This window comes from Lysinibacillus sp. NPDC096212 (assembly GCF_044763105.1).
Classification (GTDB): domain Bacteria; phylum Bacillota; class Bacilli; order Bacillales_A; family Planococcaceae; genus Lysinibacillus.
Map to the genome: position 1 here is coordinate 223,138 of NZ_JBIWFQ010000001.1, position 13,794 is coordinate 236,931.

Annotated in this window: 14 protein-coding genes; 2 read left to right on the forward strand and 12 right to left on the reverse strand. The window is 38.4% G+C overall.

Annotated elements, in window-relative coordinates; all coding sequences use genetic code 11:
* Positions 1 to 11 precede the first annotated feature (11 nt).
* The 8 genes from plsX to ACIQ7T_RS01125 form a co-directional block, all read right to left on the reverse strand.
* On the reverse strand, positions 12 to 1,004 hold the full coding sequence (gene plsX / locus ACIQ7T_RS01090) for a phosphate acyltransferase PlsX (protein WP_402868167.1): 993 nt from the start codon (positions 1,002 to 1,004) through the stop codon (positions 12 to 14).
* On the reverse strand, positions 1,001 to 1,579 hold the full coding sequence (fapR, locus tag ACIQ7T_RS01095) for a transcription factor FapR (protein WP_132357884.1): 579 nt from the start codon (positions 1,577 to 1,579) through the stop codon (positions 1,001 to 1,003). The genes plsX and fapR overlap by 4 nt, the downstream gene beginning before the upstream one ends.
* A 130-nt stretch (positions 1,580 to 1,709) precedes the next feature.
* Positions 1,710 to 3,755: an ATP-dependent DNA helicase RecG gene (gene recG / locus ACIQ7T_RS01100; RefSeq protein ID WP_402868169.1), complete on the reverse strand. Its 2,046-nt coding sequence runs from the start codon at positions 3,753 to 3,755 to the stop codon at positions 1,710 to 1,712.
* Positions 3,756 to 4,600: 845 nt separating this feature from the next.
* Positions 4,601 to 5,512 (reverse strand): L-serine ammonia-lyase, iron-sulfur-dependent, subunit alpha, encoded by a 912-nt coding sequence (gene sdaAA / locus ACIQ7T_RS01105; protein WP_402868171.1) that lies wholly within the window; start codon positions 5,510 to 5,512, stop codon positions 4,601 to 4,603.
* Positions 5,513 to 5,526: 14 nt separating this feature from the next.
* Positions 5,527 to 6,189, reverse strand: a complete 663-nt coding sequence (gene sdaAB, locus ACIQ7T_RS01110; RefSeq protein WP_402868173.1) for an L-serine ammonia-lyase, iron-sulfur-dependent subunit beta — start codon at positions 6,187 to 6,189, stop codon at positions 5,527 to 5,529.
* A 351-nt stretch (positions 6,190 to 6,540) separates the two neighbouring features.
* Positions 6,541 to 8,190 (reverse strand): DAK2 domain-containing protein, encoded by a 1,650-nt coding sequence (locus ACIQ7T_RS01115; protein ID WP_370075261.1) that lies wholly within the window; start codon positions 8,188 to 8,190, stop codon positions 6,541 to 6,543.
* 18 nt (positions 8,191 to 8,208) lie between these two features.
* Positions 8,209 to 8,571, reverse strand: a complete 363-nt coding sequence (locus ACIQ7T_RS01120) for an Asp23/Gls24 family envelope stress response protein (protein WP_132357473.1) — start codon at positions 8,569 to 8,571, stop codon at positions 8,209 to 8,211.
* Between the two features lie 109 nt (positions 8,572 to 8,680).
* Positions 8,681 to 9,886 carry a GGDEF domain-containing protein gene (locus tag ACIQ7T_RS01125; RefSeq protein WP_402868175.1) on the reverse strand — a complete coding sequence of 402 codons (1,206 nt, stop codon included), beginning with the start codon at positions 9,884 to 9,886 and terminating at the stop codon, positions 8,681 to 8,683.
* Positions 9,887 to 10,616: 730 nt separating this feature from the next.
* Between ACIQ7T_RS01125 and ACIQ7T_RS01130 the strand changes: the two genes are divergently transcribed.
* Together ACIQ7T_RS01130 and rpmB are read left to right on the forward strand one after the other, a co-directional pair.
* Complete coding sequence (locus ACIQ7T_RS01130; RefSeq protein WP_370075263.1) at positions 10,617 to 11,084, forward strand: HIT family protein; 468 nt, start codon at positions 10,617 to 10,619, stop codon at positions 11,082 to 11,084.
* Positions 11,085 to 11,519: 435 nt separating this feature from the next.
* Positions 11,520 to 11,708 carry a 50S ribosomal protein L28 gene (gene rpmB, locus ACIQ7T_RS01135; protein ID WP_370042904.1) on the forward strand — a complete coding sequence of 63 codons (189 nt, stop codon included), beginning with the start codon at positions 11,520 to 11,522 and terminating at the stop codon, positions 11,706 to 11,708.
* 246 nt (positions 11,709 to 11,954) lie between these two features.
* Here rpmB and ACIQ7T_RS01140 read toward each other — a convergent pair whose 3' ends face one another.
* The 4 genes from ACIQ7T_RS01140 to rpe all read right to left on the reverse strand — a co-directional run bounded on the left by ACIQ7T_RS01140 (position 11,955) and on the right by rpe (position 13,793).
* On the reverse strand, positions 11,955 to 12,182 hold the full coding sequence (locus ACIQ7T_RS01140) for a hypothetical protein (protein ID WP_370075264.1): 228 nt from the start codon (positions 12,180 to 12,182) through the stop codon (positions 11,955 to 11,957).
* A gap of 172 nt (positions 12,183 to 12,354) precedes the next feature.
* Entirely contained in the window at positions 12,355 to 12,456 is a 102-nt protein-coding gene (gene spoVM / locus ACIQ7T_RS01145; RefSeq protein WP_100544041.1) for a stage V sporulation protein SpoVM, read from the reverse strand.
* A gap of 18 nt (positions 12,457 to 12,474) precedes the next feature.
* Entirely contained in the window at positions 12,475 to 13,128 is a 654-nt protein-coding gene (locus ACIQ7T_RS01150; protein ID WP_402868178.1) for a thiamine diphosphokinase, read from the reverse strand.
* On the reverse strand, positions 13,125 to 13,793 hold the full coding sequence (gene rpe, locus ACIQ7T_RS01155; protein ID WP_402868180.1) for a ribulose-phosphate 3-epimerase: 669 nt from the start codon (positions 13,791 to 13,793) through the stop codon (positions 13,125 to 13,127). The genes ACIQ7T_RS01150 and rpe overlap by 4 nt, the downstream gene beginning before the upstream one ends.
* Position 13,794: the final 1 nt, after the last annotated feature.

A 13,794-nucleotide genomic window follows, 5' to 3' on the forward strand; every position in this document is an offset into this window, starting at 1 on the left:
GCTGAAATAAGTTAATCAATTTCTAAGTGACGTACTGTATCTGTAATCGTCGAGATGACTGTATGCTCAACCATCGTATTTGCTTGGCGAATTGCACTGTATATTGCTTTGGCATTGGATGAGCCGTGCGCCTTAATGACAGGTGCTTGCAAACCAAACAAGCCTGCACCACCGTACTCTGTGTAATCCATTTTATTTTTTAGGTCACGTAAATTATTTTTCATAAGTGCTGCCGAAATTTTCGTTTTTGTTGAAGACATAAACGCTTCTTTTAGCATTGAAAATAACGCGCCAGCAGTACCTTCGATCGATTTCAGCACCATATTACCTGTAAAGCCATCTGTTACAACAACATCCGCTACCCCTTCAAGTAAATCTCGAGCTTCAACATTACCAATAAAATTTAAATCAGCTTCTTTTAATAAGCCAAAAGCTGCCTTCGTTAATTCATTCCCTTTTTTATCTTCAGTACCGATATTCAATAAGCCGATACGTGGCTTTTGTAAGCCTCCTACCTTTTTCGCATAAATATCGCCCATAATCGCATATTGCAATAAATGCTCAGGTCGTGCGTCCGCATTTGCCCCTAAATCGAGCATTAAAAAGCCCTTACCATCTAAAGTAGGAAGTGTAGTGGCTAGAGCAGGTCTAGCAATCCCTTCAATACGTCCTACTTTAAATAAGCCTCCTGCCATTAAAGCACCTGTATTACCCGCTGAAAGACAAGCATCCGCCCTTCCTTCTTCAACCGCATCCATCATGCGTGCCATGGATGAATCCTTTTTACGACGAACAGCACGTGCTGGATCGTCTGTTCCTTCGACAACTTCATCACACTGTACTACAGTTAATCGATCATGTATTTTTAAAAATGGTTCAAGCTTTTGCTGCTGACCATATAATTGAATTTCTAAATCTGGAATTTGTTCTAATGCTAATAACGCACCTTCAACAACTGATTTTGGTGCGTTGTCTCCACCCATTCCATCAAGCGCTAATTTCATTGTTGTTCACCTTTACCTTTCGTGCGGTACATATCAAATTCACCAACAAAAACTGTTTCACCGTTAACAGTGGACGTTAACTCTACTTTTGTACGATGATTTTTTTCATCACGTCCGATAACGATCGCTTTTGTAATAACACGATCTCCAGCTCTAACAGGTTTCACAAAGGTAATGTTAGAATGTACTGTTAATGCTAGTTCGTCGTCAATTACTGCTACCGCTAATGAGTTTGCCTGTGCAAACAAATGATGTCCACGTGCGATGCCATTGCGCTGAAAAACATGTTCTTCTTTTACGTCAAAAATAGATAATGCACGATTATCCAATTCAATATCAATTATTTCTCCGATCACTTCATCAATCGGTAGTGATTTAACTTCATTTTCATAGGTTTTCGAAGCAACATCTTTAATTCGTTCTCGTAATTCCGGAATAGATAATTCCATACGATCTAAACGAATTGTTTGGACACTAACCTGAAACTGTGTTGCTAGCTGTTCATCTGTGACGAATGGATTATCAGCTATCGTTTCGGATAATTGTCGCTGTCGCTCTTTTTTCGTTCGTCTCAACATCATTCGCCACCTTTTTAGTTGTTATTAGCACTTGGTACTAATATCAGTATATAGAGTATAAAAAAAGAATGCAAGACTTGTTTTTAAAACAAGCGCTCACATTCCTAATTGAGCATCAAAGATTCAGTTAATCGAAGCGGTCCCCTTGTAAAACACCTGAATTTTCAAGCATTTCACGCAAATATTTGTACTCATCATCATGCCAAAAAGCATCCGTCTCAAGCATATCCGTTGCATCTTTTCTCGCAGTTTCTAGTATGCGATAATCGTGCACTAAATCCGCTACTTTAAAATCAGGCAAACCACTTTGTTTACGCCCAAAGAAATCACCTGGACCACGTAATTCCAAATCCTTTTCAGCTAGGCGGAAGCCGTCATTCGTTTCCGTCATCGACTGCATTCGCTCTTTACCTTCATCGGATTTTGGATCTGCTAGTAACACACAATATGACTGATGTTCACCACGCCCAACACGCCCACGTAGCTGATGCAACTGTGCTAAGCCGAAGCGTTCAGCGTCATAAATAATCATAAAAGTTGCATTCGGTACGTTAACTCCTACCTCGACAACAGTTGTAGACACGAGCACATGAATAGTTCCCTCACTAAAGGCTCGCATGACAGCGTCTTTTTCATCCGCTGATAGGCGACCATGCATTAATCCGACATTGTAACGCCCATTAAAATATGTTGCAAGTTGCTCATAGATTTCTACAGCATTTTGTACATCCAGCTTGTCTGATTCCTCGATTAGTGGACAAATAGCATAAGCCTGTCTACCTGCAGCAAGCTCTAATTCTAGCTTTGACATAACAGAGCCAAATTGCTCTTTTTTCATCCAATGCGTTTCAATTTGCTTACGCCCCGCTGGCATTTCATCAATCATTGAAACATCCATTTCTCCAAATGCTGTAATCGCGAGTGTACGCGGGATTGGTGTCGCCGTCATAAAGAGTACATCTGGATTTTCCCCTTTATCACGCAATATTCTACGCTGCTCTACACCAAAACGATGCTGTTCATCTGTTATAACAAAACCAAGTTTGTAAAAAACAACATCAGGCTGAATTAGCGCATGTGTACCAATTAAAATATCTATGTCTCCGTTTGCCAGTTCTTCTAAAAGTAAACGACGCTCCTTTGCTTTCGTCGATCCTGATAGTAAAGCTACACGTACGCCAAACGGCTCAAACCATTCCTTTAAATTTTCAGCATGCTGCTCAGCTAAAATTTCCGTCGGCGCCATTAACGCCCCTTGAAAACCAGCAGTTACAGCAGCATATAAACATATTGCCGCAACAACTGTTTTCCCCGACCCTACATCACCTTGAAGTAAGCGGTTCATACGATGTGGCTCTTTCAAATCTTTACAAATTTCATTGACAACGCGTTTTTGCGCACCTGTTAATTCATAGGGTAATGACGCAATAAAAGCACGTAACTTTTGCAAATCAAACTGTATAACTGTACCGCGCTCACTATCTTTCCTAATTTTACGTAACGCTTGAATACGTACTTGAAAGTTTAGTAACTCTTCATAGGCAAAACGTCTTCTAGCCTGTTTCGAATGCCCAGCATCAACAGGGAAATGAATTCCCTCAAGCCCTTCACGCATTGTAGCAAGCTTATAATCGGCTTGTAAATGCTGCGGAACAGCATCCGGTATCTCTGCACCAAACTCATCTAATGCTTGTCGCATATATTTACGAAAACGCTTTTGTGGAATCAAACCTTTTAGACTATAAACAGGTTCAAAGTCAACTTGATCTGTCTTAGGGCCAAACGTTACAGACGTTCCATTGATTACTTGTCTGCCACGGTCCCATTTTCCCGTAACGGTTATAATAGCTCCCGGTACAAGCTTTTGCTTCAAATAGCCTTGATTAAAAAAAACAACCTTAACTAAATGTCGACCTGCCAGCACCGTGACTTGTAATCGTGATTTATTGCGACCTAAAAACAGTACTGTCGGTTCACGTTCAACTTTACACTCAACTGTGACACGTTCATTATGTGGTGTTTGTGCTAAATCCTTTAAACGAAAATCCTCATGTCGATGCGGAAATGTCCATAACAAATCCGCAATCGTCTCGATGCCCAATGCCTCTAAATGCCCTGCTGTTTCTTTCCCGATTCCCTTTAATTCAGTAACGGGATTCGTTAGATCAGTCACCTTGCACGACAGCTCCTCCAAAGTTTTTCACCACAAGTACTTTACCTATAGTCATTCGTATAACCATACTATTTTTCAGCATATGAGTTTTCCCCTTTCTTACGATTACTCTTGGCTTTCATAATAATGTTGTTTGCATTTAACACTTTTGAATAAAACATACTAAGCATTTTATATATTCAATATCATTATATAACTTTTCATTTTCAGTAAGATAGCAATTCAATTGATTAATAGTTAATTATATCGCATGAATAATCACTTTTTCATCCCAATACATTTTCTTGGTGATACTCCATATTCTTGACTCATCACCATAAAGCGTGGTTGATTTCCGTTCCGGCTGGGCGCTTTCCTGGGGGCGTCCGATGAGCCGCTTCGCTTCGCTGCAGGGTCTCATCTGTGACGCTAATCCCCAAGGAGTCGCCCAGCCTCCACTCCAATCAACTTATATACACGGCGTTCGTTTTAACTTCTATCAGTGAATGTTTATTGTATCGAAAGCATAGTGACAGGTACAAATCTTTTATGTAATGTAAGTGAAACAGCAGTTACAAAAGTCTCCTACCTCTATAAGTGGTGAGATGAATGCGGGTAAGTTACTTTTTAGAAAGTGTCCAAATTTTAATGCAACATCAATTAAAAAATGACCCAATTTCAATTATGAAGAGGGTTATTAATTGTTGTAAATCGCAAACTAGAACAAATGAACATTGTTGGCAAAACTCTCTTTGTCAAAACTACCCTCCCGAACTATTTCACCATTATGCCTTACATTTTCACCTACACCATGTAGAACCTCAAAAAAACACGCCTTCCACTTAGGAAAAGCGTGTTGAATATTTTTATTTTTGAAGTGACTTGATACTTTCTAAATTGCCATTATCAAAAATGGCTCTGCTAATAGCTTTGCCTGTTGGTGTTGCAGCAAGTCCTCCACGTGCAGTTTCTTTTAAATTCGGACTCATAGATTGTCCAATTCGGTACATCGCACCAATCACTTCGTCACACGGGATGCGACTTGTGACCCCTGCAAGTGCCATATCCGCTGCCACAAGGGAATTTGCCGCTCCCATAGCATTTCGCTTAACACAAGGAACCTCTACTAATCCCGCTACCGGGTCACAAACAAGCCCTAGCATATTTTTCAATGTAATAGCAAATGCTTCTGAACATTGCTGAGGCGTACCACCAGCCATCTCTACAATCGCAGCCGCTGCCATACCAGCAGCTGAGCCAACCTCTGCTTGACAGCCTCCAGCAGCACCTGAAATCGAAGCATTATTAGCAACAACGAAGCCGAAAGCACCCGATGTGAATAAATAACGAATCATTTGCTCACGCGTCGGATTTAGCTTGTTCTTTACCGCGAACAATGTCCCTGGTACAACCCCAGCAGAACCCGCAGTTGGAGTAGCACAAATTGTACCCATAGCTGCATTAACTTCGTTTGTTGCAACAGCCTTACTCACCGCGTCTAGTAATAAATCCCCCGACAGTGATTTGCCTTGCGCAATATAATTTTGAAGCAATACTGCGTCACCGCCCGTTAAGCCTGTTACAGATTTTACACCCTTCAAGCCTCTTTCAACAGCTTCTTCCATCACCGTTAAATTATTGTCCATTTGCTGTATAATTTCTTCTCTTGTGCGTCCAGTTATTAACATTTCCTGCTCTATCATAATTTCAGAAATTAGTTTTCCTTCTTGCTCCGCTCGTTCAACTAGTTCACGAACATTATGAAACAATACGTCCATATTGGGGCACCTCCTTAGTTATTAATTTTAGAAACCTTCGAAATATGTGGTATTAAAGAAATTTGTTGTAATACTTTTTCCTCGATGTTTTGATCGATTTCTATCACCATAAGGGCTGTTAAACCACGTTCAATACGAGAAACCTCCATATGCCCAATGTTGACTGCATGCATCGCCAAGCAATTTGCCACATTGGCAATACAGCCTGCACGATCATCATGGACAACAAGAATTGCTGGCATGCCTCCTGTTAGACGTAGCTTGAAGCCATTCACCTCACTCACTTCAATTTTACCGCCACCGATAGAAATACCAACGACAGACATCTCTCCTTCATCATCGCCAATTACAAGGCGAGCTGTATTCGGATGCTCCATATTTGCTGTTTCTGGGATAAACTCATAATCTAACCCTGCCTTTTCTGCATCGGCAAAAGCTGTTTTGATCCGCTCATCGAATGTATCGTAATTTAATAGGCCCCCTACCAAAGCTACATCTGTTCCATGTCCTTTATACGTTTCAGCAAACGAACCATATAAGTGGATTTTCGCCCACTTTGGTTGTCTTCCGAATAAATCTCTAGCAACACGACCAATTCGTGCGGCACCTGCCGTATGAGAAGAAGAAGGCCCAATCATCACTGGTCCAATAATATCAAATACTGAAGTAAACTTCATAATAACATCCCTCTATTCTATCCATATAATAATATCGATTTTTTATTTATATCATGCTTGATAGTTACTATAAAAGTAAAGCACTTCTTTATCAACTTTCAGAAAATTTACACGACTATAATTTACACAACGGAAATATAGATTAACTTTTGTCTACTCCGTATACACAATAATTTCAAAATGCTGATATTCCAGTATTTCCAAGTTCAGTGTCCACTGGATGCATACATCAAATCATTTATTTTTAGCTAATTTAGCTCGTTTATTATCCCCTATTCTCCTTGTACCATAAACAAAAGCAGTACACGGCTTGTGCACTGCTTTGTCTACTTATGCGCAAAGTAGAGTGAATTATTCTACTGAAATAATATATGGATATAATCCTTGTTTACCATTAAATAACTCTACTTCAACCTCTGGATAATTCTCTTCAATGAATTTCACTAATTCTGAGGCATTTTCTTCGGTTGTATCCTCACCATAGATGACTGTTACAATTTCTGCATCTTCATCCACCAAATCAGTAATCACCTTCTCAGCAGCATCTTTTAATGCTGGAGTAGATAATACAATTTTCCCTTCTGCAAGAGCCATGAAATCATCCTTATGAATTTCCACACCATCAATAGATGTATCTCGAACTGCATAAGTTACTTGGCCAGTTTTAACATTTGCGAAGGCTTCTGTCATTGTTGCTTGGTTCATTTCAACTGCCGCTTCTGGATTAAACGATAAAATTGCTGCCATACCTTGAGGGATTGTTTTCGTTGGAACTACAGCCGCTTCTATATCTAAAAGCTCTACTGCTTGTTCTGCTGCCATCACGATATTTTTGTTATTTGGTAAAATCAATACTTTTTCAGCACCAATTTCTTGTACTGCCTTCACAATATCTTCAGTTGAAGGGTTCATTGTTTGACCGCCTTCAATAACATAAGAGGCACCAATTGAACGAAGTAATTCAGCAACTCCCTCGCCCATTGCAATCGTTACAATTGCATATGGGTGCTTTTCTGCTTTTTTAGCTGAAGAAGGAGCTTTATGATCCTCACCAACAATGGCAGAATGCTGTTCACGCATATTGTCGACTTTAATTTTAATAAGACTACCATATTTTTGACCCATTGCTAAAACAGCGCCTGGTTGTTCAGAATGAATATGCACTTTTGCAATTTCTTCATCTGAAATAACGAGTAAAGAATCACCTAGAGGATTTAATTCATTGCGGAATTGTTCTTCGCTAAATGGCTCTTTTCCTTCTTCAAAACGTACCATGATTTCTGTACAATAACCAAATTCAATATCCACAGTATTCATGAAATCTTGTGCTCTATGATGTTCTGCATTAATTAAATCATCTAAAGTTGCTTCATTTTTCACCGGTAATGGCTCGCCCTTTAAAGATGCTAAAAATCCTTCATACACAAATAGAAGACCCTGACCGCCACTATCTACAACACCGACTTCTTTTAGAACAGGAAGAAGTTCAGGCGTACGTTGCAACGAAGCCTGTGCTTCAGCAGTAAATGCTTCCATCACTGCAATGATATCGGTTTCAGTTTCTGCCACTTCTACACCTTTTTTCGCCGCTTCACGTGCAACCGTTAAAATCGTTCCTTCAACTGGCTTCATTACTGCTTTATAAGCAGTTTCTACGCCTGCTTGGAAGGCACCGGCAAAGCCCATGGCATCAATTGTCGCTTCTTTTTCGATCGATTTACCAAAGCCACGGAATAACTGCGATAAAATAACGCCTGAATTTCCGCGTGCTCCCATAAGTAAACCTTTTGATAAAGCTTGAGCTGTTTTGCCGATATGTTCTGACGCATACTGCTCCGTTTCCTTTGCCCCAGATGTCATCGATAAGTTCATATTCGTTCCTGTATCACCATCTGGTACTGGAAATACATTTAATGAATCAACATAATTTGCATTTTGGAATAGGTGATGAGCACCCATTTGCACCATTTCTGCAAACTTTATTCCGTCTAAAGACTGCATTAGAATTAGTTCCTCCTCTTAATCATTCGCTACACGAACGCCCTGCACAAAGATATTGACAGATTTCACGCTCATACCTAATGTTTTATCCACTGTATATTTCACTTTCGATTGTACTTGATAAGCAACTTCCGAAATTTTTGTCCCGTAACTAACAATAATGTACATATCAATATGTAAATCGTCGTTCTGTTTTCGAATAACAACACCTTTTGCAAAATTTTCTTTACGTAAAATATCAGTTAGACCATCACGAATTTGATGTTTAGATGCCATGCCAACAATACCGTAGCATTCTACAGCAGCGCCACCAGCTATTTGTGCAAGTACATCTGTTGAAATATCAATTTGGCCGAATTCATTGTTTAATTCAATTGACATAGAAATGCCCCCTTGGCTCTTTTTGACTAAATGATATTGTAACACTTTCGTTATGCATTAAGCAACCTTAGAAGGCATGAAAGCGCATTGTATCAACGTTTTACTGACATTAAAAAGGTAAACATACATCTTCATCGAAATTTCCACTTTTGCAGTAAAAGTTATTACGACCGTTTTGTTTTGCTGTGTATAGTGCTTGATCAGCTAATTCACAGCATATTTTCAGTTGCTCGCTATTTGAAATTTTGGCATGACACATCCCGATGCTGACTGTTACAATATCAGCTACTTCCGAACGTTCATGACGAATATTTAAGTTGCGTACTTCCTCTAAAATTTCCTCACAAACATGCTCTGAAAACTTTGCGGCATGCTGACTAACGATTACAAACTCTTCGCCTCCCCACCGCGCTGCAAATGCATTATACTTTTCTGCAATTTCATCTAATAGAGCAGCCACCTTTATCAATGCTTCGTCACCCTGTAAATGACCGTAATAATCATTTAAATTTTTAAAGAAATCAATATCAATCATCATGACCGATAAAGATGATGGTTTACTAAGTTGTTGCCCTATTTGTGTCAATTTATTATTAAAGGCTCGTCGATTAGGTAAATTTGTCAACGTGTCCCGAAGCACTTGCTCTGATAGTTCATTATTTTTCTCAGCTAATAATTTTGACAAATTCTTAGATTTTTTCATTTCTTCTTGTAATAAAATATGTTGCTTCGTAATTTTACTTTGAACTTTATAAGTATGACGCTGAATCATTAGCCCTATGGGAATAATAAGGGACATCGGTAAAAATATTTTAATACTTTCACCTGATATTCCAACACTCAAATAAGCACTTATTAAAATTGGCGACACTGTTATTAACATAATCCAAAAAATTTTCAGGAAAGGGATAGCAAAAACAGTGCAAATCAATAAAAACAGCACCTCATAAAGAGCCGTATGTTTAAAGAAATAAACGTCCATTACGGTTATGACAGTAATTAATAACAATATTGTATAGATGTAAACAAGTAAGATCGTTTCGTATTTTCGTAAATTAAGGAATGTAACCTTAAGTTTCTTTTCTTTCACAAATAATAACACCGCTAGATCTAGATAAAACAGAATAGTGTGGATGGCTATATAAGCTGGCACCATCGCTCTTTCTGTTTTCACAAAGAAGACCTCGCCATAATGAATAATTGTAATAATGGCTGATATATACATCAATATCCATGCTACTGTTCGCATGCGTTTTAAATTAAATTGAATCATTTCTTTTTGTATAGAGAGAGCTAGCTCTTCTTGATTTCCCATAACTTCCGCCCCTAATAAACAATCTTGCAATAATTTGTTCTTTATTTATCGTCTAAATAATGAAAAATACAAGTAATCTTTGCAAAATCGTTGAAAATTGAACAAGATTAGCTCGACCTTTAAAAAAGCTCAAAAAACCTACCATATTGCTAGGCAGGTTTCATGTAGTCAAAAACAAAACTTTATAGCGGCATTTCACTTCGCTGCATAAAATATTCTCAAAAAAAATAAAAAAGCTGATGCTTTATTTCAAAAATCAACTTCCATGTTTTTTGTAAAACTATTGTTTCAATGAAATGAAAATGTTATGTAAAAAAATGATTCTTCGGCAAAGCAAGGGGTTGATTTTCGTTCCGGCTGGGCGTTTTCCGGGGGCGTCAGGGCAACAACTGGGTTTTGTCTGTGCGAAAGCGAAATGTAACGTAGCGGAAGCAATCAATGTTTTCTGCGAAAATGAAGTGTCATCGTACTGTTACGGCAGAAGTGGCTCGACGCTCACCATCAAGAAATAGAGTAGCACGGAGCGGAATTTTTCCTTACTGAACAACATTCTAGGCATCTATATATTCATAAAATGTTTAAAAAATATTAAAGTCATTAAAGATAATAAAGATTTTAAAGGTGGCGTAGAAATTTTATTTTCATACCCTCTTTCTGATTTCCTTATATAATAAAAGTATTGATAAATATTTCAATATTTATATACATAAGGAAATGGTGGTGTGCTAAGTTGTATTCTCATAAGCCAAAAAATTATGAGTGTCCATTTTGTCGGATTGTATCAGGGAAAGAAAAACAAAATAATGGTACAAAACAAAAAGACATTATTTATCAAAACAAACATGTAACAGCATTTATTGCGAGTAAATGGTGGCCGAACAATAAAGGACATGTTCTAGTTGTTCCGAACGAACATTTTGAAAATATATATGAACTTCCAGCAGAAATGGCTACTGAAATCCATCGTGTTGCTCAATTAACAGCATTTGCAATGAAAAATACATACGGTTGTGATGGGATTTCTACTCGGCAGCATAATGAACCTGCGGGAAATCAAGATGTGTGGCATTATCATCTTCATGTATATCCAAGATATGAAGGTGACAATCTTTACATGACGAAAGGTTACTACACAGATCCTGACGAACGACCTTTCTACGCTGAAAAGTTACGTTCATGGATACACCAAAATATTTAGGTCATTTAGTTTTAATTCAAACAAAGGGATTGGGTATGCTTTTCGTCTTCAAAAAAATATATAAATTTTTTATTCATAGAAGTTCAAAATAAACATAAAGACCACTTAAGTACCCATCTATCCATTATGCTGATAGGTGGGTACTTTAATTCAACGAGCCTAATTAAAAAACTATTTTATTTTTATATATTACATACAAATCGGGCGTGCAGTTAGTGCGGGTTAAAATCGAGCTACTATATACCAGGAATTGTAACACCTAGAAATCAACAACCATTATTTAACAAGTACTTTTTGTCTGTAAAGGTTTTTTTCTTGAAAGGTTATGTGAAAACTATTGCACTGAACGTCATCGTATGTTAAATTATTATGGTATGTGAAATACCGAACTGAAATAATAATCTTTCAGCATTAACAGTAAGGAGGGAATACAACATGCCAAAACAATGTGTAATCACTGGGCGTAAAGCTCGTACTGGTAACAACCGTTCCCACGCTATGAACGCTAGCAAACGTTCTTGGGGTGCTAACCTTCAAAAAGTTCGTATCTTAGTAGACGGTAAACCAAAACGTGTATGGGTTTCTACTCGTGCATTAAAATCAGGTAAAATCGAGCGCGTTTAATCGTCGCTTCCAAAAAATCGATTTTCGCATTTGGCGCAAAATCGATTTTTTTCTGTCTCAATAACTAGGCAAACTACCAACCGCCTTTGTGAATATTTATATAATAAAATGACTATGCCGCTAGAAATTACTTCTCATAGTAATTCCTAGCGGCTTTCATTACATATAGCAGCAACAATCTGCAGAAATTAACAATCTTCATCTTTTATCAATTTTATGCATGTCAAAAATGAACGGTATAGCTACTCACCTTATTTGAACAGAGTAACTACTAACAGTGATGTGATTGTCCATTTGTTGTTGCTGTCGCATGCTATGTGAAGTTGTTGATTGGAGTGGAGACTGGGCGACTCCTTGGGGATCAGCAATAGAGGAACGAAGGCTAAAACCATCACGTCCTGTGATAACGCCTTCGTGACCAACCTCGTGTTGGCCCGAGACCCTGGAGCGAGCAACGCGAGTGAAGCGGCTCATCGGATGCCCCCAGGAAGCTCTGCTCTGTGCGAAAGCGTAGCGACAGCAACAACAAAGCGCCCAGTCGGAACGGAAATTAACCCCTCGCTTTGCTGAAGCACCATATTTTTTTACATGCTACATTAATTTCACAGATACATTTATTTCCCAAAAAGTAAAAATCCGACTAGTGTTAGTCGGATTTTTTTACTTTCTTTTCTTTTTTAAAAATGTTGATACATGTACGCGTAATACTACTTACAAATTTCGGCAGCTGGAACGTATATACTTTCAGGACTCTCTCCCCCTTACGCTAATCTATGCTTCTTATCATTAAACATATGCCTTGCGAGAAAGATATAGACCCTGAATTCCCTATTATTTCATTACTTGTAAAGCGAGATGTACCAAGAGAGATTTCTTCATTTGTTGTTTCATATTTTACATGCCTTAATGTCACATCTTTAATCGGCTCTTCATGTGCAAAGAAAGATAAATAACGGTATTGTTCGTCTGCTTCAATGAAGTGCTTGCCCGGCATTAAAAATTGCAACATATTTGCATGATTAATAATCTTCAATACTACCTGCGGATGCTCTTTTTGTAACCGATAAATCGAACGAACCGCTGCCTCATAATGATCTAAACGACCACCTGTAACACCTGTAAGTACAATTTCTTGCGGTGTATAGGTCAAAGCTTTTAATAACGCTAAGTCCGTATCCGTTTCATCTTTTTCTTCCTGGAATCGTTGTCTATCATTTGTATGTGCCATCACCAGCTTGTATTCCTCTTGCGATAGTGAGTCAAAATCTCCTACTATGGCATGCGGTGTGATTCCTTGCTCGATTAAATATAGCGCTCCTCGGTCTGCTCCGATAAATAACACATCACTTTGTTCTTTATACGGGCTAAATGAACAGAGTTCCGCTCTTGGCCCACCTGCACAAACAACGACTACTGTCATCCTTGAATCGCAGCCTCACCAGCAGCTAAAATTTCCTGTAGGGCCGCGGTACGATCTTCTTTACTATAAATAGCGGAACCAGCTACAAAAATTGTTGCTCCTGCTTTGGCACAAGGAATAATAGTCTCTGCATTAATACCACCGTCAATCTCTATAGCAATATCGAGATTACGTTCTTTAATAATAGCTGCTAATGCTTCAATTTTTGGCACAACAGAATGAATGAATTTTTGCCCACCAAACCCTGGATTCACTGTCATGAACAACACCATATCAATATCTTCTAAAATGTGTTGAATAGATTCTATTGGTGTATGTGGATTTAATACAACACCAGGTTTGACTCCATACGAGCGAATTAATTGAATTGTACGGTGTAAATGGCGGCAAGCTTCTACATGCACCGTAATATAGTCTGCTCCTGCTTTGGCGAATTGTTCAATATATTGATCAGGATTTTCGATCATCAAATGAACGTCTAGTGGTAAATTAGTTAAAGGACGAATGGCGTCTAATACAATAGAGCCAAAAGAAATATTTGGCACAAAATGACCATCCATAACATCGATATGAATAAGCTGTGCCCCTGCCTTTTCTACTTCTTTAACTTCTTCTCCTAATTTAGCAAAGTTCGCTGCTAAAATTGATGGTGCTATTTGTATCATC